The sequence below is a fragment of the Stenotrophomonas sp. CASM101 genome (assembly GCF_049384845.1).
Lineage (GTDB): Bacteria > Pseudomonadota > Gammaproteobacteria > Xanthomonadales > Xanthomonadaceae > Stenotrophomonas > Stenotrophomonas hibiscicola.
In genome coordinates this window covers 1-23,741 of record NZ_JBMRFR010000019.1, presented here as the reverse complement: position 1 = coordinate 23,741, position 23,741 = coordinate 1, and the positions used below count along the sequence as shown (strand labels likewise).

Sequence of the window (23,741 nt, the reverse complement as noted above, 5' to 3'; positions counted from 1 at the left end):
ATTTGAAAAGGTAGAGTCGACTGTTAGTCGACTTCCTTCACAGCAGTCGACTAACAGTCGACTCTACACCACCGCAACAACGACCAAAGGCCGGGGGCTTACGCCCCCAGCCTTGGCTGCATCGCCGCGAATCGATGACGATGCAAGGTAACTGCTTACTTGACTTCGACAGTCGCGCCAGCAGCTTCCAGGTCCTTCTTCATCTTCTCGGCGTCTTCCTTCGAAGCGCCTTCCTTCAGGACGCCACCGGCTTCGGCCAGGTCCTTCGCTTCCTTCAGGCCCAGGCCGGTGATGGCGCGGACGGCCTTGATGACTTCGACCTTCTTGTCGCCGGCCGACTTCAGGGTGACGGTGAACTCGGTCTGCTCTTCAACAGCAGCGGCCGGGCCAGCGGCGGCAGCCACGGCAACCGGAGCAGCGGCGGAGACGCCGAACTTCTCTTCGATGGCCTTGACCAGCTCCATCACTTCCATCAGGGACTTCTCGGCGATGGCGTCGACGATCTGTTCGTTGGTAAGGGACATGATTAATACCTTTGGATGATTTTCTGGGTTGAGGTTCCGTCAGGAACCACGATAAGTCGAAACTCAGGCGGTCTCGGCGGCCGGCTCGGCAGCGTCGGCAGCGACGTCGCCACCACCCTGCTTCTCGCCAACGGCCTTGATGGCGCGGGCAAACATCGTGACCGGCTCGGTCAGGACGCGGGCCAGCATGGCCAGGGCCTGGTCGCGGGTCGGCAGCGAGGCCAGCACTTCGACGTGGCTTGCCGGGAACACTTCGCCACCGATGGCGACGACCTTAGCCTTCAGCTTGTCGTTGCCCTTGGCGGCTTCCTTGATCAGGCGACCGGCAGCGCCGGGCTCCTCGAGCGAGAACGCGTACAGCAGCGGACCAACCATCTGGTCCTGGGCGACTGCGAACTCGGTGCCTTCAACGGCGCGCGAAGCCAGGGTGTTCTTGACAACCTTCAAGAAAACACCGGTTTCACGAGCCTGCTTGCGCATCGCGGTCATCTGGGCGACCGTGGTGCCAGCGTATTCGGCTGCGATCAAGGAGTGGGCCTTGGCGGCGACGTCTGCCAGCTCGGCGACTACTTCTTGCTTCTGGGACAGATTGAGAGCCATTGCACTCCTCCTATTGAACTCCGCTTACGGCTCCTGCCGTGTGCGGTCCTGTGCGGCATCCGTCCTGGACGCCGGGAACATCGGGATGATGTTCCGGGGGTGGGCCGTTCTAGACCTGGAGTGGGCCAACCTGGGAAACCCAGACGTGCGTGAACCAGAAAAACTCCAGAAGGGCACCATCTACGCAGGGTGATTCCGGGGAATCGATTAAGCGCTCATGACTGCTCCGGCGGCGACTCCTTGCCAGATCGAGCTTCCGTGCCCGTCGCCGGTATTGCCACGACCGCGCCTGCGGTCTTTGACGGCTACCGCGGGCGATGCACTGCCAGCGATGCCTTCAAATGTCACGGTCACGGCACCGAAGGTACCGTGACCGCTTGAAACAATTACTTCAGGGTCAGCGACGACTGGTCGACGGTGACGCCCGGGCCCATCGTCGAGCTGACCGAAACCTTCTGCAGGTAGGTGCCCTTGGAGGTGGCCGGCTTGGCCTTGATCAGGTCCAGCAGCAGCGCGGTCAGGTTCGACTTCAGCGCGTCTTCGGCGAAGTCGGCCTTGCCGATGGTGCAGTGGATGATGCCGGCCTTGTCGGTACGGTAACGGACCTGGCCCGACTTGGCGTTCTTCACGGCTTCACCCGGGTTCGGGGAAACGGTGCCGACCTTCGGGTTCGGCATCAGGCCACGCGGGCCCAGCACGGTGCCCAGCTTGCCGACGACGCGCATGGCGTCCGGGGTCGCGATGACGACGTCGTAGTTCAGATCGCCGGCCTGCATCTTCTCGGCCAGGTCATCCATACCGACGGCTTCGGCGCCAGCGGCCAGGGCTTCGTCAGCCTTGGCACCGGCCGGAGCGAACACGGCGACGCGGACCGACTTGCCGGTACCGGCCGGCAGCACGGTGGAGCCACGGACCTGCTGGTCGGACTTCTTCGCATCGACGCCCAGGCGCACAGCGACGTCGATCGACTCGACGAACTTGGCCTTGGTGGCGGTCTTCAGGATGTTGATCGCGTCCTCGAAGGCGTATGCCTTGCCCGGAACGACGGCGGCCTTGATGGCCTTCTCACGCTTGGTCTGTGCCATCTTATTAACCCTCCACCACGAGGCCCATGGAACGGGCAGAGCCAGCGATGGTACGCACGGCGGCGTCCAGATCGGCGGCAGTCAGATCCGGTTCCTTCGCCTTGGCGATCTCTTCCAGCTGCTTACGGGTGACCTTGCCGACCTTCTCGGTGTTCGGGCGCTTGGAGCCCGACGAGATGCCAGCAGCCTTCTTCAGCAGGGTGGTGGCCGGGGTGCTCTTGGTGATGAAGGTGAACGTACGGTCCGAGTAGGCCGTGATGATCACCGGAACCGGCAGGCCCGGCTCGAGCTTCTGCGTGGCAGCGTTGAACGCCTTGCAGAATTCCATGATGTTCAGACCGCGCTGACCCAGCGCAGGGCCGACCGGCGGCGAGGGGTTGGCCTGACCGGCCTTCACCTGCAGCTTGATGTAACCGACAACTTTCTTTGCCATGTGAGTACTCTCCGGGTGCTAGCGCCTTTCGACAACAGGCTCCCCATCGGACCGGGAATCACGCGTCCCGGCATCGCGTTTTGAAATCATGCTGAAGGCCGCCTTGCGGCGGCCTCATCCTGCTGGCTTCCCAGCGGGGAGCCGCGCACTATATCAGGTTTTTTCTTCACATGCCTGAAGTGGCACATAAACGAGAGAAACCGGGCCAAGCCCGGTTTCTGTTCAGGAGCCGAGCATGGCTCGACTCTGCAGCTGGATCAGACGGCTTTTTCGACCTGGCCGAACTCGAGTTCGACCGGAGTAGCGCGACCGAAGATCAGCACGGAAACGCGCAGACGGCTCTTCTCGTAGTTGACTTCTTCGACGACGCCATTGAAATCGTTGAACGGGCCATCGGTGACGCGGACCATCTGGCCCGGCTCGAACAGCACCTTCGGACGCGGCTTCTCGACACCTTCCTGAACGCGGTTCAGGATGGCCTCGGCCTCGGAATCGGCGATCGGCAGCGGACGGTCGGCGGTGCCGCCGATGAAGCCCATGACGCGCGGGGTTTCCTTGACCAGATGCCAGCTTTCGTTGTCGATGCGCGGAATACCGGCTTCTTCGTGGGTCTCGATCTGGACCAGCACATAACCCGGGAAGAACTTGCGCTCGGAGCGGCGCTTCTGGCCAGCGCGCATCTCGACCACTTCTTCGGTCGGGACCAGGACATCGCCGAAGCGCTCTTCCATGCCGTCACGGACGATGCGATCACGCAGGGCCTGCGCCACCGACTTCTCGAAGCCCGAATAGGCGTGAACGACGTACCAACGCTTCATGCAATTCTCCTTAGCGGCTCAGGAACAACTGAACCAGCCACTGAATGACGTAATCGAACCCACCCAGCAACAGACTGAGAATGGTCACCACCACCATCACGACCCAGGTCATGCGGATGGCTTCCTGGCGCGTCGGCCAGACCACCTTGCGCAGTTCGAAGCGCGACTCGGAGAGGAATTCGCGGGTGTCGCGCCCCTTGCCGGTCAGCATGAACACGCCGATACCGCCAACCAGACCGACCACAACCGCCAACGCACGCAGCTGACCCGCCCACGCACCCAGCTGGGTGGCGCGACCGGAATCGGCGGAGAACCAGAACCAGACGAACAGACCGGCCAGCACCAGCAGCGATGCGGCGACGTACTTGACGATATCCCCGCCATTGGCGGAGTTGTCCTTGGAGTGTTCGATCTTGCTGTTCATCCGGCTGTGTCTGCTTTAGCGGCCCAGGCCGCTGGATAAGGTGGGCAGATGGCACGCCAGGAGGGACTCGAACCCCCAACCTGCGGTTTTGGAGACCGCTGCTCTGCCAATTGAGCTACTGGCGTACGTGTTGAAACTTGCCTTCCCTTAGACGGCGAAGGCGGACCGAGGTTCCCGGCCCGCCATTCGCGTAACCGGCGGCGCTATGCAACCACCGGTACTGCAGGCTTACTCGATGATCTTCGAGACCACGCCGGCGCCGACGGTGCGGCCGCCTTCGCGGATGGCGAAGCGCAGGCCTTCGTCCATCGCCACCGGGTTGATCAGGGTGACGACCATCTTGACGTTGTCACCCGGCATCACCATTTCGACGCCTTCCGGCAGTGCAGCTGCGCCGGTGATGTCGGTGGTGCGGAAGTAGAACTGCGGACGGTAGCCGTTGAAGAACGGGGTGTGACGGCCGCCTTCGTCCTTCGACAGGACGTAGACTTCACCCTCGAACTTGGTGTGCGGCTTGATCGTGCCCGGCTTGGCCAGCACCTGGCCACGCTCGACGTCGTCACGCTTGGTGCCGCGCAGCAGCAGGCCAGCGTTGTCGCCTGCCTGACCCTGGTCCAGCAGCTTGCGGAACATTTCAACGCCGGTCACGGTGGTCTTCTGCACCGGACGGATGCCGACGATTTCGATTTCGTCGCCGACCTTGATCACGCCGCGCTCGATACGGCCGGTCACCACGGTGCCGCGGCCCGAGATCGAGAACACGTCTTCCACCGGCATCAGGAACGGCTTGTCGATCGCACGCTCCGGCTCCGGAATCCAGCTGTCCAGGGCATCGACCAGCTTCAGGATAGCCGGCACGCCGATGTCGCTCTGGTCGCCTTCCAGCGCCAGGCGGGCCGAACCGGCGATGATCGGGGTGTCATCGCCCGGGAAGTCGTACTTGCTCAGCAGCTCACGCACTTCCATCTCGACCAGCTCGAGCAGCTCGGCGTCGTCAACCATGTCGGCCTTGTTCAGGAACACGACGATGTACGGCACGCCGACCTGGCGCGACAGCAGGATGTGCTCGCGGGTCTGCGGCATCGGGCCGTCAGCGGCCGAGCACACCAGGATCGCGCCGTCCATCTGGGCGGCACCGGTGATCATGTTCTTGACGTAGTCAGCGTGGCCCGGGCAGTCAACGTGGGCGTAGTGACGGGTCGGGGATTCGTATTCGACGTGCGCGGTCGAGATCGTGATGCCACGTGCCTTTTCTTCCGGAGCGGCGTCGATCGAGGAGTAGTCCTTGAACTCGCCACCGAAGCGCTCGGCACCGATCTTGGTCAGTGCGGCGGTCAGCGTGGTCTTGCCGTGGTCGACGTGACCGATGGTGCCGACATTGACGTGCGGCTTGGTGCGCTCGAACTTACCCTTGGCCATGGCTGCTTATCTCGAATTCGTCTGAGAGGTGATGCTTGAGATGGTGCTCACGAAAGGAATCGAACCTTCGACCTCTTCCTTACCAAGGAAGTGCTCTACCGACTGAGCTACGTGAGCCGAGTTTTGCATTATGACATGAACTCGATAATATTCAAAGTTCATTCAATGGAGCGGGAGACGGGAATCGAACCCGCACCATCAGCTTGGAAGGCTGAGGTTCTACCATTGAACTACTCCCGCGCCGGGAATGTCACAACGTGAAACTGGTGGAGGGAGGTGGATTCGAACCACCGAAGGCGTAAGCCAGCAGATTTACAGTCTGCCCCCGTTGGCCGCTTGGGTATCCCTCCTTACCACCCCAACCCGTTGCCGCCGAAGCGTTGCGGTGTGTGGTGGTGAGCCGCTTATTCTGCTGATGGGACGGGGGGCTGTCAACGCTTTTTTCCATTTTTTTCACACGCTGTCGCAAACCCATTGATACGCAAGGTTATTGCCCGGGAACCGGCAGGGTCTCGTTGGCGAAAATTGCGACATGAGGGACGCCGTCGCCGCCGATCCAGCCCCGATACATGCCCTGGGTGTTGAACGGCGTGGCCATTTTTCCGTCTGCGCCGAGCACGATCGCACCGCCGTCGCCGCCCATCTGCGGAATCGTCTCGTTGATCACGCCCTTGCCGGCCTGCTCCGGGCTCTGCCCCTGGTAGCGCATGCGCGCACAGATCTCGTGCGCGGCCGCAGTGCGGATGTAGTACTCGCCCCACCCGGTGCCGGACACCGCGCAGCGTGCGTCGGCCCAGGTGCCGGCACCGATGATCGGCGAGTCACCGACCCGGCCGTAGCGCTTGTTGGTCATGCCCCCGGTGGAGGTGCCGGCGGCCAGATGCCCCTGCGCGTCCAATGCGACCGCACCAACGGTACCGAAGTGCTTTGCAGTCTCCAGGTCGGCATGTGCCTGGCCACTGGCCTCTTCCTTGAGGGCGCGCTGCAGCTGTTGCCAACGCTTCTCTGTACGGAAGTAGGAGGGATCGACCAGAGGAATGCCCTGCTCGGCCGCGAAGGCTTCGGCGCCCTGCCCGACCATCATCACGTGGCGGGATTTCTGCATCACAGTCTGCGCCAGCAGGATCGGGTTGCGCACCCGTTGCACGCCCGCCACCGCGCCCGCCGCCTGGTTCGCGCCATCCATGACCGCCGCATCCAGCTCGTTGCGGCCGTCGTGGGTGAACACTGCGCCCTTGCCGGCGTTGAAGGTGGGATCGTCCTCCAGCACGGTGATCGCCGCAGTGACCGCTGCGAGCGCAGGGCGACCGGCCACCAGTTCCGCATGACCCTTCAGCAGTGCTGCCCGCAGCGCGTCACGTGCGGCCTTTTCCTCGGCCGGCGACAGGTCCTTGCGCTCGACGCCGGCGCCGCCGTGGATGACCAGCAGCGGTGAAGCGGCCGGTGCGGCCTGGGCAAGCATGGGCAGGGACAGCAGCATAGACAGCGCCAGGCGCAGTTTCATCGGGTACGTCTCCAGCAGGTGGGCAAGGGAGGCATCATCGTAGAGCCGAGCCCATGCTCGGCTGATGCCTCGATTGAAGAGCAGCCGAGCGCGGGCTCGGCTCTACAGCATCCCATGCGTGGCCACAGGATCGCCGGGTCACTGGCGGATGACTTCGATCTCGCCATCGCTGACGTCGGCCACGGCCTGGTAGTCGGCCTCGGCCTGGAAGTCATCCAGGCGCATGCGGCTGCCGCTGGCGACCACCGTTACCGGCACCGCGTGGAAGCGCAGCGGCTCACCTTCGACCAGGCGGTCGGCATCGCGGCCGGGGCTGACCACCCAGACCTTGCCCTCGCCGTCAGCACTGTAGACCTGCGCCTGGCCATCAGGCTCCACGCACAGAGCGGTGTCCTCGTCGACGCCGATGCCGACGATGCCGGGGTCGCCACTGTCCTGGGCGGCGCGCGCCACGAACACGATCAGGCGACCGAGCCGGTCGCGCTTGTCGAAGTGGGTGTCGGTGACCACGCGCTGCAGGTAGGGCATCTGCAGGAAGCCACTGTCCATGGTCACCGCACTGCCCATCGGGTCGGCCAGCGCACCGGCGGAGGTGATGCTGCCGCCGTCCATCGCGCCGTAGGCATAGCCACCGAGGATGGCGAGCCCAGCGCTGGTACCGGCAATCGGCTTGCCGGCGCGCACATGGGCGTTCAGCGCGCGGTTGAGCGCAGTGCCCTTCCAGAAGCGGATGTAGCGCGACTGGTCACCACCGGCAATGAAGATGGCATCGGCGGCGGCAACCACGCGCAGCACGGCCGGATCGTCGGCGCCGCGGCGGCTGTCGAAGACCAGCGTCTGCACTGCGGTGGTACCGCCGATCTCGCGGTACAGGCGGTCCTGCAGCTCATCACTGCCAGAAGCGCGCAGGATCAGCACGCGGCCATTGCCAGCCTGCTTCAGCCACCAGTGGAAGGCCTCCGGCACCCATTCGCCACCGCCCATCAGCATCATGGCCGGTGCGCGCGGACCGGGCCGGGGCGCGTCGAGATCGCCGGCTTCGTAGTAGGCGAAGCCCGGGCCCTGCAGGTCCTGCGCAAGGGCGACCAACGGCACGGCCAAGACCAGCAGCGCCAGCCAGGCGAAGGGGGCACGCACGGTCCGATGGAGGCGTCGCATCTTGATCTCCCTGAACAAAATCGACTTGCAAGCGTTTCCACTCTTTGCCAGATAGGGACCCAGTAGTCAAGGACATGAAAAAGGCGTTAAATGCGCGCGCCCGTTCCGGAAATCTGAATGGGGGACAGGGCCCCTCCTCTGCGGGCCGGCTTCATTTCCGAGAATTCCTCATGCGTAGACAGGCGATGGCGTGGTCGATCCAGCTGGCGTTGATGGGCGTGGCTGCTTCCGCGGCGGCCCAGGCACCGGCTTCCTCTTCGGTGCAACAACTGGACGCGGTGCAGGTCACCGGCTCGCGCATTCCGCGCGCCCAGGTGGAAGGCCCCGCCCCGATCACGGTGATCAACGCCGAACAGATCCGCTCCAGCGGCTTCACCAGCGTGCCGGACGTGCTGCGTGCAATGACCCAGAACGGCGGTGAGACGCAGAGCCAGCAGTCCTCCAGCGGCGCCGACTTCTCGCCCGGCGCCCAGCAGGTGGACCTGCGTGGCCTCGGCCCGAACCACACGCTGGTACTGGTCAACGGCCGCCGCATCGCCGACTTCCCGATGCCGTTCAAGGGCCGCAGCAACTTCACCGACGTCTCCAACATCCCGCTGGGAATGATCGAGCGCATCGAAGTGCTGACCGGCAGTGCCTCGGCCATCTACGGCTCGGACGCGATCGCCGGCGTGGTCAACTTCATCCTGAAGAAAAAGGCCGACGGCACCACGATCGACATGCGCATGGGCACCACCAGCGAAGGCGGTGGCGAGTCGTTCGACATGAGCCTGGCCAGCGGCTTCAGCCGCGGCAACTTCAACGCCGTGTACAGCGTCGAGCTGCAGTCGCAGACCCCGCTGTGGGCCTATGAGCGCGACATCCAGGATTCGACCCAGGACGGCCCCACCGAGGGCTCGCGCATCGCCCGCCGCGCTTACCTGCGTACGGACTACAACGACGATTACCTGGATCCGGGCGCGGCCACCTGCGAAGCGCTGGCCGGGCAGAACCAGGGCAGCACCTACCGCGCCTACCGCCCGCGCTACGGTTACTACTGCGGCAGCGACAGCTCGATCGGCTACGGCACCATCCTCAGCAAGCGCCGCGGCGCCAATGGCTACGCCTCGCTGAGCTACGACTTCGACAACGGCCAGCAATGGTTCGCCGATGTGCAGCTGGGCTACCACACGATGTCGCTGATGCGCGACGTCACCAAGTGGGGCCGCATGGACGCCAATGGCGATGAGTCGGGCTACTTCAACAACCAGGCCACCGGCGAGATCGAGTTCTGGCAGCGCCAGTTCTCACCCGAGGAAATGGGGGGCCTGCGCAATGCGATGGTACGCAGCACGCAGAAGACCTTCAGCGTGACCACCGGCTTCAAGGGCAATCTGGCCGGCAACTGGGACTACGAAGCGGCGCTGAGCCATTCGCAGTACCAGTCGCGGATCAGCTGGGCGCAGATCATCGCCGCCAAGGCCAATGACCTGTTCCTGGGCCCGCAGCAGGGCGTGGACGACGACGGTTTCCCGATCTACAACGCGGACCCGTCGCGGCTGTACCGGCCGCTGACCCGCGCCGAGTACGATTCGATTGCCGCACGCACTACCTATTCGCCGAAGTCGCGCACCGAGACGGCTGCATTCACGCTGACCAATTCCGCGCTGTTCGGCCTGCCGGGCGGTGATGCCGGGTTCGCCGCGACCGTGGAAGTGGGCCAGCAGGCCTATGCGCTGAATCCCGATCCGCTGGCCACGCAGTACTACTACTACAGCTGGAAGGATTCGGACGGCCAGGGCTCGCGCAACCGCTGGGCGACCGCCGCCGAGCTGCGCATGCCGCTGCACGAGACGGTCAACCTGAGCGTGGCCGGCCGCTACGACCAGTACCGCTATTCCGGCCACACCATCGGCAAGGCGACCTGGAGCGGCGGTCTGGAATGGCGCCCGATCGACACGCTGCTGGTGCGCGGTTCGTATGGCACCGCGTTCCGCGCGCCGGACCTGCACTACGTGTTCGCCGGACCGGGCAACGACGAGACCACCGCCGAAGACCTGTACAGCTGCCGCGCCGATGGCGCTAGCGACTGTTCCGACTACGAGCGCAACCTGATCCGCAGCCGCACCGGCAACCGCCAGCTCGACCCGGAAACCAGCACCTCGTGGAGTGCAGGCTTCGTCTGGTCGCCGGCGATCGGCCTGGACCTGTCCGTGGACTGGTTTGACATCGACATGCGCAAGCAGGTGCAGGACATGGACGTTCGCACGCTCCTGGCCAACGAAGCCAACTGCCGCCTGGGTACTGCCGACATCAACTCGCCGACCTGCGTGGACGCGCTCGACCGCATCACCCGCACCGGTGATGGCCGCCTATACGGCGTGCGCGTCGCTCCGATCAACGTCGCCCGCGAATCGACCTCCGGTATCGACGTCGGCCTGCGCTACCGCATGCAGACCGGCATCGGCGATTTCATCCTCAACGGCACCCACACCTGGGTGAAGAAGCACGATTTCCAGCGCTACCCCGGTGACCCGACCCTGGACCAGTTCGCGGTCAACAGCGGATTCGACATCCCGCGTACCAAGACCAGCCTGAGCGTGACCTGGGAGAAGGACGCGTGGTCGGCGACGGTCTATGGCTCGCGCCTGGGCAAGCTGCCAACTTCGGACAGCTACGACCAGTCGTTCGACTGGGACAGCGGCGACAGCCCGTACGTGAAGGCGACCTACCGCTACAACGCCTCGGTGCAGTACCGCTTCGACGACCACTCGCGCCTGTCGCTGTCGGTGGTCAATGTGTTCAACAAGATGCCGCCGAAGGACACCACGTATACCGCGTACCCGTACTACGACGTGTCCTGGTTCGACAGCGTCGGCCGCACCATCAACCTGCAGTACACCCACAAGTTTGGCGGCACCGCGCTGTAAGGCGCGCCGCCTTGCAGGACGTGGACGACAAGGCCCGCCATTGGCGGGCCTTGTCATTTGCGCTCTGGTAGATGCCCACCTTGGCGGGCACTGTCTCGCCGCGCGCCCACCAAGGTGGGCGGCTATCAGAGCGGGCCACCGGGGTTTTCCACACAATGCGTGGAGAGTGATGGGAACTTGATGTGGACAAGTGGGTTCGAGCGTTGCGATGCAGGCATTTCCGGGCGTGGTTATTTTTTATCCACGCCTCCCGTTGTTTTCCACACCACGCGTGGAAAGCGATGGGAACTTGGTGTGGACAAGTGGGTGCGAGCATTGCAGCGCAGGCGTTTCGAAGCGTGGTGAAAATCTGTCCAGGTCGCGCGGGCGAGCCCCTTGTAGAGCCGAGCCCATGCTCGGCTGATGCCAGCCGGAGCCGAGCGTGGGCTCGGCTCTACATCGGCTTCGCCGGTTTTCCACATGCGGCGTGGAAAGCGATGGGAGTTTGCTGTGGACAAGTGCCGGCGAACATCACGCCGCAAGCGTTTCGCAGCGTGGTGATTTTTTATCCATATTCAGAAACGCGAACGCCCCGCACGAGGCGGGGCGTCCGGGGTCGATCCGATGCCGCTGGATCAGACGTTGAAGCGGAAGTGCAGGATGTCGCCTTCCTGCACGCGGTATTCCTTGCCTTCCAGGCGCAGGCGACCGGCTTCCTTGGCGCCGGCTTCGCCCTTGTACTTGATGAAGTCGTCATACGCGATGGTTTCGGCGCGGATGAAGCCCTTCTCGAAGTCTGTGTGGATGACCGCGGCAGCCTGCGGGGCGGTGGCACCCTTGCGCACCGTCCACGCACGGACTTCCTTCACGCCTGCGGTGAAGTAGGTCTGCAGGCCCAGCAGGCTGTAGGCCGCGTTGATCACGCGGTTCAGGCCCGGCTCGCTCAGGCCCAGGTCGGCCAGGAAGGTATCGCGGTCTTCATCGTCGAGCTGTGACAGCTCTTCCTCGATCGCGGCCGACACCGGCACCACCTGCGCGCCTTCTGCGGCAGCATGCGCGCGCACAGCTTCCAGGTGCGGGTTGTTCTCGAAACCGTCTTCCAGCACGTTGGCGATGTACATCACCGGCTTCAGGGTCAGCAGGAACAGGTCGCGTACCAGCGCCTTTTCTTCATCATCCAGGCCGACCGAACGACCAGCCTTGCCGTCGGACAGTGCCGCCTGCAGCTTGGCCAGCACCGGCTTGCGCGCCGCTGCGTCCTTGTCGCCGCCCTTGGCTGCACGCTCGGCACGGTTCAGCGCCTTCTCGACGCTGTCCAGGTCGGCCAGCGCCAGCTCGGTATCGATGGTTTCGATGTCCGAGATCGGGTCGACCTTGCCGGCCACGTGCACGATGTCACCGTGCTCGAAGCAGCGCACCACGTGGGTGATGGCATCGACTTCGCGGATGTGCGCCAGGAACTTGTTGCCCAGGCCTTCACCGCTGGCGGCACCGGCGACCAGGCCGGCGATGTCGACGAACTCGACCGCGGTCGGGATGACCTTCTGCGGGTTGATGATGCCCGCCAGCTCGTTCAGGCGCGGGTCCGGCACCGGCACGATGCCGACGTTCGGCTCGATGGTGCAGAACGGGAAGTTCGCTGCGGCGATGCCCGCCTTGGTCAGCGCATTGAACAGGGTCGACTTGCCGACGTTGGGCAGGCCGACGATGCCGCATTTGATACCCATGGGTGACAGCTCTCTGGGGTGAAAGTGATTGGGGAAACAGCGACGTGGGCGCTGCTTTTCCAATCATTCTCCGTACCGACCAACGGTCGGTACCTACCGACCTGGTTGACTCCGTACCGACCAACGGTCGGTACCTACCGGCCTGGTTGACTCCGTACCGACCAACGGTCGGTACCTACCGGCCTGGTTGACTCCGTACCGACCAACGGTCGGTACCTACCGGTCTGGTTGACTCCGTACCGGCCAACGGTCGGTACCTACCGGTTATTTCGGGGTGTGCAGGCGCTTCATCGCTTCGTTGAAATCGCCCTGCACCGCCAGCGGCAGCACGTCGATCGCATCGTCGATGGCGCGCGCGATCAGCACGTCATCGTCCTTCGACGGGCGGCCGAGCACCCAACCCACCACGCGGTCCTTGTGGCCGGGGTGGCCAATGCCCACGCGCAGGCGATGGAACTTGCCATGGCCGAGCAGGCGGATGGTGTCGCGCAGGCCGTTCTGACCGCCGTGGCCACCGTCGAACTTCAGCCGTGCCGCGCCGGGCGGCAGGTCCAGTTCGTCGTGGGCCAGCAGGGTTTCCTCCGGCTCGATCTTCCAGAACCGCTGCGCGGCGGTGACCGACTTGCCGCTGAGGTTCATGAAGGTGGCGGGCTTGAGGAGCCACACCGTCTGCCCGGCGATCTCGACCTTGGTGGTCTCACCGAACAGCTTGCTGTCCACATTCCATCGCGCACCGGCTTTCTCCGCCAGGGCCTCAACGAAATGAAACCCGGCATTGTGCCGGGTCCGGGCGTGTTCCGATCCGGGGTTGCCCAGACCGACGATCAGTCGCAGTCCTGCCATGGTTCCTTCCAGTACGGTGCCTGCCCGCAGGCAGGCACCGTAGCGGTATTACTCGGCGGCAGCCGCTTCTTCGTCGGCCGCGTCGGCCTTGCCGGCCTTGGCGGTGACGATGGCGTCGTCGTGGTCCTTGCCCAGCGCCAGGGCCGGGATTTCCACGCCCTTCGGCAGCTTGATGTCGGACAGGTACACCACGTCACCGGCCTTCAGCTCGCCCAGGTCGACTTCGATCGACTCCGGCAGGTCCTTCGGCAGGCAGGTGATGGTCACTTCCTTCAGTTCGTGGGTGACCACGACGTCGGCAGCCTTGCCGGCCGGCGAGGTGTCTTCGTTGACGAAGTGCAGCGGGACCGAAGCGGTCAGGGCTTCGTTCTCGTTCACGCGCTGGAAGTCCAGGTGCATGATCAGCTGCTTGTACGGGTGGCGCTGCATGTCACGCAGCAGGACCTTCTGCACCTGGCCATCCAGGTTCAGGTCCAGGATCGAGGCATAGAACCACTCGTTCTGCTGGGCCAGCCAGATTTCGTTGTGGTCCAGGCTGATGGCGACCGGCTCGGCGTTGCCGCCGTACACGATGGCCGGGATCACACCGGCGTGACGCAGGCGGCGGCTCGCACCCTTACGCTGCAGTTCACGCTTGGTGACCTTGATTTCATGGGTCTTCGACATTTTCGACTACTCAGGTTGTTGCCGCGCCCTGCGGCGTGGCGGTTGAAGATGCTTCCGCGACCAGAAGCACCCGGGGTATGCCCCCGCCGTTGCCGGCAGGGGCGAAAACTCAGTCGACGTACAGCGAGCTGACCGACTCACCGAAGGCGATGCGGCGCATCGTTTCAGCCAGCATTTCCGCCACGCTCAGCTGGCGGATCTTGCTGCACACCCGCGCCGCGTCCTTCAGCGGGATGGTGTCGGTCACCACCAGCTCGTCGAGCTGGGAATTGGTGATGTTGTCCACCGCCGGGCCCGACAGCACCGCGTGGGTGCAGTAGGCGGCGACCTTGAGCGCACCGCGCGCCTTCAGGGCAGCAGCAGCGGCGCACAGGGTGCCGGCGGTGTCGACGATGTCATCGACCATCACGCAGGTCTTGCCTTCGACGTCACCGATGATGTTCATCACGGTGGAGACGTTGGCGCGCGGGCGGCGCTTGTCGATGATCGCCAGGTCGGCGTCATCCAGGCGCTTGGCCACCGCACGGGCACGGACCACGCCGCCCACGTCCGGCGACACAACGATCAGGTTCTCGGTGCCGTAGGCGCGCCAGATGTCGGCCAGCAGCAGCGGGGACGCATACACGTTGTCCACCGGAATATCGAAGAAGCCCTGGATCTGGTCGGCGTGCAGGTCGACGGTCAGCACGCGATCAGCGCCCGCGGTGCTGAACATCTTGGCCGCAAGCTTGGCGGTGATCGGCACGCGCGAGGAGCGCATGCGGCGATCCTGGCGCGAGTAGCCGAAATACGGCACCACGGCGGTGACACTGGCCACCGATGCGCGCTTGAGCGCGTCGATCAGCACCAGCAGCTCCATCAGGTTTTCCGCGCTCGGCGCGCAGGTCGGCTGGATCACGAACACGTCCTGCTTGCGGACGTTCTCTTCGATCTCCACCTGCACTTCGCCATCGGAGAAGTGCGAGACCAGCGCCTTGCCCGGGCGAACCCCCAGTTCCTTGCAGATGTTCTGCGCCAGACGTTTGTTGGCGTTGCCGGAAAAGACCAGCAGGTTCGGGGACTCTTGCATCATGATTGTCTCGGGCGGGGACGAGTGGCGGGGATCCGGAGTCGGCAAGGACCCCGATGGACCCTTGCTGCTGACAACACCGCGGTTGTTTCCACGTCCCGCGCGGGCGATGCGCTGGAAGGCGCGGACACAGCCGCTATTGGCAGGGGCGGTAGGATTCGAACCTACGAATGCCAGGATCAAAACCTGGTGCCTTGGGCCTCTTGGCGACGCCCCTGCAGTGATAAATCAGTGTTGCTCGAGTGCATCCAGCAGTGGCGAACGCGCTACGCCCGCTGCCACCCTTGCCCGCAACTCCTTCGGCAACTTCGACCGTCCCTGCTCTGCGGCAGACTGCGATGCGAACTCGACGAAACAACCACTTCCCGAACCGGTCAGCCGCGCCGTGCCGATGTCGCTCAACGCGGCGAACGCTGCCTCGACGGCAGGCTCACGGCGGCGCAGCACCGGTTCGAACGCGTTCCCGACCAGGGTCCCGGAAGCGAAGTCCTCTATTTTCGCCACTGGGCTGTCGCGCGTCAAATCCGGGTCTGCAAACAGTGCTGGCGTAGGAACATGAACGCCCGGTTCGACCAGCACGTACCAGGCCGGGGCCAGGGTGATCGGCTGCAGGCGCTCGCCCACGCCTTCGGCCCAGGCGTTGCGCCCGCGCACGAATACCGGCACATCTGCGCCCAGGCGCAGGCCCAGCGCCGCCAAAGCCTCTTCATCCAGACCCGCCCGCCACAGCCGGTTCAGCACCACCAGCGCCGTGGCCGCGTCGGACGACCCCCCACCAAACCCACCCCCGGCGGGAACGTGCTTTTCGACGATGATGTCTGCACCTTGCTCGACCTTTGCCGCTTCCTGGAGCAGGCGCGCGGCACGCACCGCCAGGTCATCAGCCTCGGCCACGCCGGCCAGGCCCTCGCCCTCACGGCGCACCTGGCCGTCTTCACGCAGGCGCAGGCCAATGCGATCGCCCCAGTCCAGCAGGCGGAACACGGTCTGCAGCTCGTGGTAGCCGTCGGCGCGGCGGCCGGTGATGTGCAGGAACAGGTTCAGCTTGGCCGGGGCCGGCCACCAGGACCAGCCCGCGTCATCGTGCCCGGCACTCATGGGGCGCCCTGCCCCCACTGGTCCACCAGCAGGCGCACCTTGGCGTCGCCATTGCTGGCCTCGATCCGGCGCGGCAGCGCCGGGCGTCCGGCCTCGGCCGGGTACCAGTCCAGATACTGCACCTGCCAGCCCATCTGCTGCATGCGACGCGGCCGGCCGTCAGCGTCCCGCTCGACCTTCTCCGGACCGGCAGCATCGCCGGCCACCAGGCCACGGATCCACTGCGGCAGCTGGTTGACCGGTATGTCCCAGCCGGTCGCTTCCAGCAGCAGCTGCTGGGCGTCCTCGCCGTCACGCGGCCCGCCGGCCAGTCCTTCCAGGCGGCCGGCTTCGGAATGGGTATCGCCGGCCAGCTTCCAGCTCTGCCGGGTCACCGGCGCGCTCAGCTCGACCACATAGCGGCGTCCTTCCTGCTTCCAGTCGATGCGTCCGCTGCCGCCGTCCTTGCCCTTGCTGACCGCGACCCGGCCCTGGAAAGCCCAGTCCGGCTGTGCCTGCAGCGCGGCCACGCGCGCCGCCTCGGCCTGCGCCGCTTCGGCTGAAACAACCTCGACCACCGCCGGCGCCGGGGTCTTCTGCGTGCCCACGCTGGTACAGGCGGTCACCGCCAGGGTCACGGCCGCCAACAGCAGCGGCCGGATCAGGGAAACACTCATGGATTGAATTTCTCGCGGGCGCGCAGCAGCGCGCGGTTTTCAGGATCGAGCTTGGCCGCTTCTTCGAAGAAGTGGCGGGCCTCGTCATGCTTGCCCAGCACCCAGAGCACTTCGCCAACGTGGGAAGCGATCTCCGGGTCCTTGGCCAGGGTCCAGGCCCGGCGCAGCTGCACCAGTGCTTCTTCCTTGCGACCCAGGCGATACAGCACCCAGCCATAGCTGTCGACGATGGCGGCGTTGTCCGGTTCGGCCACGCGGGCGCGGTCGATCAGCTCCAGCGCTTCCTGCAGGCGGCCGGTACGGTCGGCCAGGGTGTAGCCCAAGGCATTCAGGGCCGGCACGTTTTCCGGGTCGGTCACCAGGATCTTGCGCAGGTCGGCCTCGGCGCGCGGGATATCGTCGCGGCGCTCCCAGGCGAGTGCACGGGCGTACAGCAGGCCGTTGTCATCGGGGTAGGCGGCCAGGCCGCGGGCCAATGCATCCAGTTCGCCGGCACTGTCATCGCCACGCTGGCGCAGTTCAGCCTCCAGCAGATAGGCGTCGCGACGCACATCGTCATCGACCACCGCATCGGACTGGATCGCGTGCACTTCATCCAGGGCCTGCGGCAGGCGCCCGGCCAGGGCCTGGGCGTTGGCCGCACGCAGGCGTGCTTCGCTCAGCTCATCGCCGCCGGGCACGCTGTGGTACCACTGCACCGCCTCCGGATAGCGCTTCAGGTACTCGGCGATCTTGCCCAGCAGCAGGCGCTGCGCCGGGTCCGGCTTGGCCGCCTGCCGCGACAGTTCGTTGTAGAGATTGGACAGCGCTGCCTTGTCGCCCTGCTTGGCCAGCAGCGAGGCGCGCATGCCCCAGGTCTGCACGTCCTGCGGGCCGAACGCCAGCACGCGCTCGGCCGCAGCAGGCTGCCCCAGGCTGTCGTAGGCGATGGCCACCGCATTGCGCAGTTCCGGGTCCTGGCGCGTCTTCGGCTCCACATCGTGCAGCAGCGACAGCGCCTTGTCGGTCTCGCCCGCTTGTTGCAACTGGCTGGCGCGCAGCAGTGCCACACGTGGCTCTTCCGGGAAGCGCTTGACCACCTCATCGATCATCCGCCGCGCCAGCTCGGGCTTTTCCATGCGCAGGGCCAGGCGACCGAACTCCTGCCAGGCCTCGATCTTCGGCGGAATCGCATTGGCATCGACCAGCTCGCCGAGCACCTGCGCCGGCACTGCCGGGTCGCGGCCACCGCCGATCAGCGCGGCCAGAGCGAACCTCCAGCCGCGCTCGTCGGGGTCGGCCAGCAGCGCCTGCAGCTCGGTGCGGGCAGCCTTCACATCGCCCTGGCGCATGGCCAGCGCACCGGCGGCGCTGCGCATGGTCAACGAGCGCGGGGCGCGCTGCTGCCACAGCGCCAGGCCCTTGGCGGCGCTGGCGTCATCGTTGGCGAGCATGGAAATGCGGGTCGCGCGCTCGGCCAGGCCGGCGTCGCCGTCAGTCTGCTGGGCCGCCTGCAGGTACCAGCGCGCCGCCTCGGCCAGCTTGCCGGCCTGCAGCGCGAACTCACCGGCCATCACCGGTTCCAGCGCCAGTTCCTCAGTGGCCGGGGCCCTTACAGGGGCCTTGGCCGGCACCGCCGCCAGGGCCTGGCTGCAGGCCAGGGACAGCAGCAGAACACTGGGGATGCGAATCAATGCGGGCATCGTCGGCATCGGGGCCTTAAAATGTCGTCCAATGGCCAGCAGCTTATCGCAAGCAACTGAACAATGACCCTGTGGGTGCTCGGACTGAATCACCAGACCGCACCGGTGGAGCTGCGCGAACGCGCGGCCTTCGCCGGTGAGGCGTTGCCGCGCGCGCTCGGTTCGCTGCGCGATACCCCGCAGATTGCCGAGGCGGTGCTGCTGTCCACCTGCAACCGCACCGAACTGTACGCCGTGGCCGAGTCGGCACAGGCGCTGGACCAGTGGCTGCGCAGCCAGGCCGGTGACCTGCAGGGCTATCTGTACCAGCATGCCGATGCCGAAGCTGTGCGCCACCTGTTCCGGGTCGCCACCGGGCTGGACTCGATGGTCCTGGGCGAACCGCAGATCCTCGGCCAGGTGAAGGACGCCTGGTCGACCGCGCGCGACCATGGCCTGCTCGGCCAGCGCCTGGACCGCCTGTTCCAGCAGACCTTCTCGGTGGCCAAGCGTGCGCGGACCGATACCCAGATCGGCACCAACCCGGTGTCGGTGGCCTCGGCGGCCGTGCGCCTGGCACAGAACGCGTTCGCCCGTCTGGACGATTCCACCGTGCTGCTGGTCGGTGCCGGCGAGACCATCGAACTGGCTGCACGGCACCTGAGTGAAGGCAAGGTGCGGCGGCTGCTGATCGCCAACCGCACCCTGGCCCACGCGCAGGAACTGGCCAGCCGCCATGGCGGCGTGGCCCTGCCGCTGACCGAACTGGACCGCCACCTGGGCGAGGCCGACGTGGTGTTCTCGGCCACCGCCGCGCGCGAGCCGGTGATCCATCGCGAGATGGTGGCCAAGGCCCTGCGTGCACGCCGGCACAAGCCGATGCTGCTGTTCGACCTGGCCGTGCCGCGCGACATCGAAGCCGAGGTCGGCACGCTCAACGACGCCTTCCTCTACACCGTCGATGACCTGGAACGCGCGGTGGAAGACAACCGTCGTGGCCGCCGCGAGGCCGCTGCCGAGGCCGAGGCGATCATCGACCTGCAGGTATCGCGCTTCATCGAGACCCAGCAGGCCAGCGCCCACCAGGCACCACTGCGGCAGCTGCGCGCGTTCGGCGAAGCCACCCGTGCCGAGCTGCTGGAGCGCGCGCGCCAGCAGCTGGCCAACGGCAAGCCCGCCGACGAAGTGCTGGAACTGCTGGCCCACGGCCTGACCAACCGCCTGCTGCACCCGCCGACCGCCGCACTGCGCGCCGCCGCGCTGAGTGGCGATGCCGACCTGACCCGCGCCGCCGAGCGCCTGTTCCCGGCCACGCCGGGTTACCGCCACCCACCCGTGAGACCCGATGACGCCGACCCTGCGCCGTAAGCTGGAAGCGCTGGCCGAGCGCCGCGAAGAACTGGAACGCCTGCTCGCCGAACCCGATGTGGTCGCCGACAACACCCGTTTCCGCGACCTTTCGCGCGAATTCGCCCAACTTGAACCGGTTGCCACTGCACTGGCCGATGAAGCCCGTGCCAAGGCCGACCTGGCCGCCGCCGAAGGCATGCGCGCCGATCCCGATCTGCGCGAGCTGGCCGACGAGGAGATCGCCGCCGCGCAGGCGCGCCTGCAGGCGCTGGAGCAGGAGCTCGCATTGCTGCTGGTGCCACGCGACCCGCGCGACGAAGGCAACCTGTTCCTGGAAGTGCGCGCCGGCACTGGCGGCGACGAAGCCGCGATCTTCGCTGGCGACCTGTTCCGCATGTACGCCCGCTATGCCGAGCGCCAGGGCTGGAAGGTCGAGATCGAATCGGACAGCCCGGGCGAGCACGGCGGCTACAAGGAGGTGGTGGCACGCGTGGTCGGCCGGGGAGCGTTCTCGCGCCTGAAGTTCGAATCGGGCACGCACCGCGTGCAGCGCGTGCCGGCCACCGAATCGCAGGGCCGCATCCACACCTCGGCGGCCACCGTGGCAATCATTCCGGAGGCCGACGAAGTCGATGACATCGTCATCAACCCCGCCGACCTGAAGGTGGATACGTTCCGCTCGTCCGGCGCCGGTGGCCAGCACGTCAACAAGACCGAGTCGGCGATCCGCATCACCCACCTGCCGACCGGCGTAGTGGTGGAATGCCAGACCGAACGCAGCCAGCACGCCAATCGCGACAAGGCGATGAAGCGCCTGAAGGCGCAGCTGCTCGATGCCGAACGCCAGCGCCAGGACGCGGCGCAGGCCGAATCGCGGCGCCTGCAGGTCGGCAGCGGCGACCGCAGCCAGCGCATCCGCACCTACAACTTCCCGCAGGGCCGGATCACCGACCACCGCGTGGAAGGCCTGACCCTGTACGACCTGCCCAACATCCTGGCCGGCGACCTCGACCCGCTGCTGCAGCGACTCAGCCACGAACACCAGGTCGACGCCCTGGCGCAGTTGTCGGCGGACTGATCACGATGACGGCCTGGCAGCAGCGACAGCACCTGCAGCAGGCGATCGCGCGCCAGCCCGGCGACTTCGTGGCCTGGGTGATGCTGGCCGACCTGGAACTGGAAGCCGGCGACATCGCTGCCGGCGAGCAGGCCGCACGACGCGCACTGCAACTGCGCCCCAACCACCCCGAAGCGCTGGCGCGGCTGGGCCGCGTGGCCTGGATGGCCGGCGCACATGGCGATGCAGCGAAGCTGCTGGGCCAGGCTTCGGCACTGGCCCCGCAGCACCCGGGCATCGCGTTGTGGCTGGGCCATGCGCTGGAAGATGCCGATGATGCCGAAGGGGCGGCGACGGCCTATCGCCGCGCGCATGCGCTGATGCCGGGCGAACCCTATATCGCCGCCCAGCGCCTGGCCTGGCAGCGCCGCCTGTGCGACTGGCAGGACGTGGACGCACTGGCCACACAAGTGCGTGGCGCACTGGCCAGCGGCCAAGGTGTGGTCGAACCGTTCGCGTTCCTCAGCGAGGATGCCACCGCAGCCGAACAGCTGGCCTGCGCGCGCGCGCGCGCTGCGGTGATTGCTTCGGGAGTGCGTCCCCTTCCCGCCACGAAGGTGCGCGGGCGCGGCCCCTTGCGGGTCGGCTTCCTGTCCAATGGCTTTGGCGCCCATCCCACCGGGCTGCTGACCGTGGCCTTGTTCGAGCAGTTGCGTCATGACCCGGCAGTGCAACTGCATCTGTTCGCGTTGAATCGTGATGACGGCAGCCGCATCCGCCAGCGGCTGCAGGCAGCGGCACAGCTGCATGATGTGGCTGGCCTGCGACATGCCGATACCGCCGCACGCATCCGCGCACAGGGCATCGACCTGCTGTTCGACCTGCGCGGATGGGGCGGCGGCGGCACGCCGGAGGTACTGGCGATGCGCCCTGCCCCGCTGCAGTTGAACTGGCTGGCTTACCCCGGCACGTCCGGGGCGCCGTGGATGGATGCCGTGATCGGCGACAGCTTCGTTTTGCCAGTTTCACTGGAGCCGCACTACAGCGAACGGGTGCTGCGCCTGCCGCGTGCCTTCCAGCCCTCGGACAACACCCGCATGCTGGAGCCGGCACCGTCCCGCGCCGAGTGCGGGTTGCCCGGAAACGGCGTCGTGTTCTGCTGCTTCAACAACAGCTACAAGCTCAACCCGCGCAGCATGGGCCGCGCCTTCGCAGTGCTGCAGGCGGTGCCCGGCAGCGTGCTGTGGCTGCTGTCCGGCCCCGGCCATGCCGACGCCCGCCTGCGCAGCGCCGCACAGGCCGCTGGCCTGGACCCAACGCGGCTGGTGTTCATGGCCAAACTGCCGCATCCGCAGTATCTGGCCCGCTATCAGCTGGCCGACCTGTTCCTCGACACGCATCCGTACAGCGCCCACACCACCGCGTCCGACGCGCTGTGGGCCGGCTGCCCGGTGCTGACCTGCCCCGGCGACACGTTCGCCGCGCGCGTGGCCGGCAGCCTCAACCACCATCTGGGGCTGGCGCGGATGAATGTCGCCGACGATGCGGCGTTCATCACCACTGCCAGCGCGCTGGGCAATGACCCGGCGGCGCTGGCCGCGTTGCGCGCTGAACTGGCACAGGCGCGCGAGCGCAGCGGGCTGTTCGACATGGGCGGGTTTGCCCGCGATCTGTCAGCGTTGGTGCAGCAGCTGGCACGTGAGAACGGCTGGACGGGCGCAGCAGGGTAAGCGCGACCAGGTAGCGTCGACATCGCTTGGGCAGCCCCTGCGCTACGCTCGGGCTTCCTCCCCGCGGGTGTGACGATGGCCAAGCTCAAGCGCAAGGACTACGACGAACTGCTGCTGCCTTTGCAGCTGGAACTGACCGCCATGGCGCGCTGGGTGCAGCACAGCGGGCAACGCCTGCTGGTGCTGTTTGAAGGGCGCGACACGGCGGGCAAGGGCGGCGCGATCCAGGCCATCAGCCAGCACCTCAACCCGCGCCAGTGCCGCGTGGTGGCACTGCCCAAGCCCACCGACCGCGAAGCCACGCAGTGGTACTTCCAGCGCTACGCCTCGCACTTGCCCGCCGCCGGCGAGATCGTGCTGATGGACCGCAGCTGGTACAACCGCGCAGGCGTCGAACGGGTGATGGGCTACTGCAGCGAGACCGAGTACCAGCAGTTCCTGCGCCAGGCGCCGGTGTTCGAACAGCTGCTGGTGGACGACGGCATCCTGCTGTTCAAGTACTGGCTGTGCGTGGACCAGGAGCAGCAGGAGAAGCGCTTCGCCGAGCGCCACCTCGATCCGCTGAAGGGCTGGAAGCTGTCCCCGGTGGACCTGAAATCGCGCAGCAAGTACAGCGCCTATACCGAAGCCCGCGAGGCGATGCTGCGCGCGACGCATCGCGAGGCGGCGCCGTGGACGCTGGTGGATTTCAACGACCAGCGGCTGGGCCGGCTGACGCTGGTGCGCAACCTGCTGGACCGGTTGCCGGACACGCGCGTGGATGCGCCGTTGCCGGAGCTGCCGAAGCTGAAGGGCAAGCTGCATCGCGAGCACTACGATGTGCTGAAGCCGATCGAGAACTTCCCGGTCGAGGATTAGGGTGGGTCGGCAGGGCCTGCGGCCCTGCACCTGCTCAAGCAACGGCAACAGCAACAGCCAGAGCGGGATTTCCGTGGAATGGCGGGGCGGTGTCGGAGTGCGGGGACGCCGCAAGTACGTCCTTGTAGGCTTGGCAGCCGCATCCATGCGGCTGACACCCCGCACTCCGACAC

The 23,741-nt window shown here is 66.1% G+C and carries 21 protein-coding genes and 5 tRNA genes; 5 read left to right on the top strand and 21 right to left on the bottom strand.

The features are described from left to right. Positions 1–155: 155 nt before the first annotated feature. The 13 genes from rplL to VG543_RS18530 all read right to left on the bottom strand — a co-directional run bounded on the left by rplL (position 156) and on the right by VG543_RS18530 (position 7,965). Complete coding sequence (gene rplL / locus VG543_RS18590) at positions 156–524, bottom strand: 50S ribosomal protein L7/L12 (protein WP_005408204.1); 369 nt, start codon at positions 522–524, stop codon at positions 156–158. Positions 525–587: 63 nt separating this feature from the next. Next, positions 588–1,124, bottom strand: coding sequence for a 50S ribosomal protein L10 (gene rplJ / locus VG543_RS18585; RefSeq protein WP_010480377.1), 537 nt, complete (start codon positions 1,122–1,124; stop codon positions 588–590). A 386-nt stretch (positions 1,125–1,510) separates the two neighbouring features. Beyond that, positions 1,511–2,209 (bottom strand): 50S ribosomal protein L1, encoded by a 699-nt coding sequence (gene rplA, locus VG543_RS18580; protein ID WP_014646045.1) that lies wholly within the window; start codon positions 2,207–2,209, stop codon positions 1,511–1,513. Between the two features lie 4 nt (positions 2,210–2,213). After that, positions 2,214–2,642 carry a 50S ribosomal protein L11 gene (rplK, locus tag VG543_RS18575; protein WP_004145248.1) on the bottom strand — a complete coding sequence of 143 codons (429 nt, stop codon included), beginning with the start codon at positions 2,640–2,642 and terminating at the stop codon, positions 2,214–2,216. A gap of 257 nt (positions 2,643–2,899) precedes the next feature. After that, entirely contained in the window at positions 2,900–3,460 is a 561-nt protein-coding gene (gene nusG, locus VG543_RS18570; RefSeq protein WP_004154362.1) for a transcription termination/antitermination protein NusG, read from the bottom strand. 10 nt (positions 3,461–3,470) lie between these two features. Continuing rightward, positions 3,471–3,884: a preprotein translocase subunit SecE gene (gene secE, locus VG543_RS18565; RefSeq protein WP_005408202.1), complete on the bottom strand. Its 414-nt coding sequence runs from the start codon at positions 3,882–3,884 to the stop codon at positions 3,471–3,473. A 49-nt stretch (positions 3,885–3,933) separates the two neighbouring features. Beyond that, positions 3,934–4,009, bottom strand: a tRNA-Trp gene (locus VG543_RS18560). A gap of 103 nt (positions 4,010–4,112) precedes the next feature. Then, entirely contained in the window at positions 4,113–5,303 is a 1,191-nt protein-coding gene (tuf, locus tag VG543_RS18555) for an elongation factor Tu (RefSeq protein ID WP_423177773.1), read from the bottom strand. A 41-nt stretch (positions 5,304–5,344) separates the two neighbouring features. Next, positions 5,345–5,420 (bottom strand) — tRNA-Thr (locus VG543_RS18550). A 49-nt stretch (positions 5,421–5,469) separates the two neighbouring features. Further along, positions 5,470–5,543: transfer RNA gene (locus tag VG543_RS18545), tRNA-Gly, on the bottom strand. Between the two features lie 24 nt (positions 5,544–5,567). After that, positions 5,568–5,653 (bottom strand) — tRNA-Tyr (locus VG543_RS18540). A gap of 137 nt (positions 5,654–5,790) precedes the next feature. Beyond that, the gene (locus VG543_RS18535) at positions 5,791–6,807 is read right to left on the bottom strand and encodes an isoaspartyl peptidase/L-asparaginase family protein (RefSeq protein WP_021204466.1); all 1,017 of its coding nucleotides are present in this window, start codon (positions 6,805–6,807) and stop codon (positions 5,791–5,793) included. A 138-nt stretch (positions 6,808–6,945) separates the two neighbouring features. Next, positions 6,946–7,965 (bottom strand): Type 1 glutamine amidotransferase-like domain-containing protein, encoded by a 1,020-nt coding sequence (locus VG543_RS18530; RefSeq protein ID WP_164143860.1) that lies wholly within the window; start codon positions 7,963–7,965, stop codon positions 6,946–6,948. 170 nt (positions 7,966–8,135) lie between these two features. On the opposite strand from VG543_RS18530, the gene VG543_RS18525 reads away from it, so the two are divergent. Then, positions 8,136–10,874, top strand: a complete 2,739-nt coding sequence (locus VG543_RS18525) for a TonB-dependent receptor plug domain-containing protein (RefSeq protein WP_111105025.1) — start codon at positions 8,136–8,138, stop codon at positions 10,872–10,874. 614 nt (positions 10,875–11,488) lie between these two features. On the opposite strand, the gene ychF is transcribed toward VG543_RS18525, so the two are convergent. From ychF to VG543_RS18485, 8 genes are all read right to left on the bottom strand, one after another. After that, complete coding sequence (gene ychF / locus VG543_RS18520; RefSeq protein WP_057502606.1) at positions 11,489–12,580, bottom strand: redox-regulated ATPase YchF; 1,092 nt, start codon at positions 12,578–12,580, stop codon at positions 11,489–11,491. A 264-nt stretch (positions 12,581–12,844) separates the two neighbouring features. Beyond that, complete coding sequence (pth, locus tag VG543_RS18515) at positions 12,845–13,423, bottom strand: aminoacyl-tRNA hydrolase (RefSeq protein ID WP_423177776.1); 579 nt, start codon at positions 13,421–13,423, stop codon at positions 12,845–12,847. 48 nt (positions 13,424–13,471) lie between these two features. Beyond that, entirely contained in the window at positions 13,472–14,089 is a 618-nt protein-coding gene (locus tag VG543_RS18510) for a 50S ribosomal protein L25/general stress protein Ctc (RefSeq protein WP_005415401.1), read from the bottom strand. A gap of 109 nt (positions 14,090–14,198) precedes the next feature. Beyond that, positions 14,199–15,158: a ribose-phosphate diphosphokinase gene (locus VG543_RS18505; RefSeq protein ID WP_005415400.1), complete on the bottom strand. Its 960-nt coding sequence runs from the start codon at positions 15,156–15,158 to the stop codon at positions 14,199–14,201. Positions 15,159–15,298: 140 nt separating this feature from the next. Beyond that, a tRNA-Gln gene (locus tag VG543_RS18500) sits at positions 15,299–15,375 on the bottom strand. A gap of 11 nt (positions 15,376–15,386) precedes the next feature. After that, positions 15,387–16,256 (bottom strand): 4-(cytidine 5'-diphospho)-2-C-methyl-D-erythritol kinase, encoded by an 870-nt coding sequence (gene ispE, locus VG543_RS18495; RefSeq protein WP_021202247.1) that lies wholly within the window; start codon positions 16,254–16,256, stop codon positions 15,387–15,389. Continuing rightward, positions 16,253–16,912: a lipoprotein insertase outer membrane protein LolB gene (lolB, locus tag VG543_RS18490; protein WP_019661165.1), complete on the bottom strand. Its 660-nt coding sequence runs from the start codon at positions 16,910–16,912 to the stop codon at positions 16,253–16,255. Before lolB ends, ispE begins: the two co-directional genes overlap by 4 nt. Further along, complete coding sequence (locus VG543_RS18485) at positions 16,909–18,594, bottom strand: tetratricopeptide repeat protein (RefSeq protein WP_423177779.1); 1,686 nt, start codon at positions 18,592–18,594, stop codon at positions 16,909–16,911. Before VG543_RS18485 ends, lolB begins: the two co-directional genes overlap by 4 nt. A 63-nt stretch (positions 18,595–18,657) precedes the next feature. Between VG543_RS18485 and hemA the strand changes: the two genes are divergently transcribed. The 4 genes from hemA to ppk2 all read left to right on the top strand — a co-directional run bounded on the left by hemA (position 18,658) and on the right by ppk2 (position 23,568). Beyond that, positions 18,658–19,941, top strand: a complete 1,284-nt coding sequence (gene hemA, locus VG543_RS18480) for a glutamyl-tRNA reductase (RefSeq protein ID WP_021202249.1) — start codon at positions 18,658–18,660, stop codon at positions 19,939–19,941. Then, a complete protein-coding gene (gene prfA, locus VG543_RS18475) occupies positions 19,919–21,001 on the top strand; it encodes a peptide chain release factor 1 (protein WP_019661162.1) in 1,083 nt (360 codons plus the stop codon). Before hemA ends, prfA begins: the two co-directional genes overlap by 23 nt. A gap of 5 nt (positions 21,002–21,006) precedes the next feature. Next, positions 21,007–22,710, top strand: coding sequence for a tetratricopeptide repeat protein (locus tag VG543_RS18470; RefSeq protein ID WP_423177781.1), 1,704 nt, complete (start codon positions 21,007–21,009; stop codon positions 22,708–22,710). Between the two features lie 75 nt (positions 22,711–22,785). Beyond that, the gene (gene ppk2 / locus VG543_RS18465; protein ID WP_111099048.1) at positions 22,786–23,568 is read left to right on the top strand and encodes a polyphosphate kinase 2; all 783 of its coding nucleotides are present in this window, start codon (positions 22,786–22,788) and stop codon (positions 23,566–23,568) included. Positions 23,569–23,741 lie beyond the last annotated feature (173 nt).

Excerpts from the sequence above, each read along its gene's own strand:
- nusG (WP_004154362.1), bottom strand. The coding sequence starts at position 3,460 with ATGAAGCGTTGGTACGTCGTTCACGCCTATTCGGGCTTCGAGAAGTCG.
- VG543_RS18510 (WP_005415401.1), bottom strand. The coding sequence starts at position 14,089 with ATGTCGAAGACCCATGAAATCAAGGTCACCAAGCGTGAACTGCAGCGT.
- ppk2 (WP_111099048.1), top strand. The coding sequence starts at position 22,786 with ATGGCCAAGCTCAAGCGCAAGGACTACGACGAACTGCTGCTGCCTTTG.
- ispE (WP_021202247.1), bottom strand. The coding sequence starts at position 16,256 with ATGAGTGCCGGGCACGATGACGCGGGCTGGTCCTGGTGGCCGGCCCCG.
- secE (WP_005408202.1), bottom strand. The coding sequence starts at position 3,884 with ATGAACAGCAAGATCGAACACTCCAAGGACAACTCCGCCAATGGCGGG.
- tuf (WP_423177773.1), bottom strand. The coding sequence starts at position 5,303 with ATGGCCAAGGGTAAGTTCGAGCGCACCAAGCCGCACGTCAATGTCGGC.
- VG543_RS18530 (WP_164143860.1), bottom strand. The coding sequence starts at position 7,965 with ATGCGACGCCTCCATCGGACCGTGCGTGCCCCCTTCGCCTGGCTGGCG.
- prfA (WP_019661162.1), top strand. The coding sequence starts at position 19,919 with ATGACGCCGACCCTGCGCCGTAAGCTGGAAGCGCTGGCCGAGCGCCGC.
- pth (WP_423177776.1), bottom strand. The coding sequence starts at position 13,423 with ATGGCAGGACTGCGACTGATCGTCGGTCTGGGCAACCCCGGATCGGAA.
- lolB (WP_019661165.1), bottom strand. The coding sequence starts at position 16,912 with ATGAGTGTTTCCCTGATCCGGCCGCTGCTGTTGGCGGCCGTGACCCTG.
- hemA (WP_021202249.1), top strand. The coding sequence starts at position 18,658 with ATGACCCTGTGGGTGCTCGGACTGAATCACCAGACCGCACCGGTGGAG.
- VG543_RS18535 (WP_021204466.1), bottom strand. The coding sequence starts at position 6,807 with ATGAAACTGCGCCTGGCGCTGTCTATGCTGCTGTCCCTGCCCATGCTT.
- rplK (WP_004145248.1), bottom strand. The coding sequence starts at position 2,642 with ATGGCAAAGAAAGTTGTCGGTTACATCAAGCTGCAGGTGAAGGCCGGT.
- ychF (WP_057502606.1), bottom strand. The coding sequence starts at position 12,580 with ATGGGTATCAAATGCGGCATCGTCGGCCTGCCCAACGTCGGCAAGTCG.
- rplL (WP_005408204.1), bottom strand. The coding sequence starts at position 524 with ATGTCCCTTACCAACGAACAGATCGTCGACGCCATCGCCGAGAAGTCC.
- rplA (WP_014646045.1), bottom strand. The coding sequence starts at position 2,209 with ATGGCACAGACCAAGCGTGAGAAGGCCATCAAGGCCGCCGTCGTTCCG.
- VG543_RS18505 (WP_005415400.1), bottom strand. The coding sequence starts at position 15,158 with ATGCAAGAGTCCCCGAACCTGCTGGTCTTTTCCGGCAACGCCAACAAA.
- VG543_RS18485 (WP_423177779.1), bottom strand. The coding sequence starts at position 18,594 with ATGCCCGCATTGATTCGCATCCCCAGTGTTCTGCTGCTGTCCCTGGCC.
- VG543_RS18470 (WP_423177781.1), top strand. The coding sequence starts at position 21,007 with ATGACGGCCTGGCAGCAGCGACAGCACCTGCAGCAGGCGATCGCGCGC.
- VG543_RS18525 (WP_111105025.1), top strand. The coding sequence starts at position 8,136 with ATGCGTAGACAGGCGATGGCGTGGTCGATCCAGCTGGCGTTGATGGGC.
- rplJ (WP_010480377.1), bottom strand. The coding sequence starts at position 1,124 with ATGGCTCTCAATCTGTCCCAGAAGCAAGAAGTAGTCGCCGAGCTGGCA.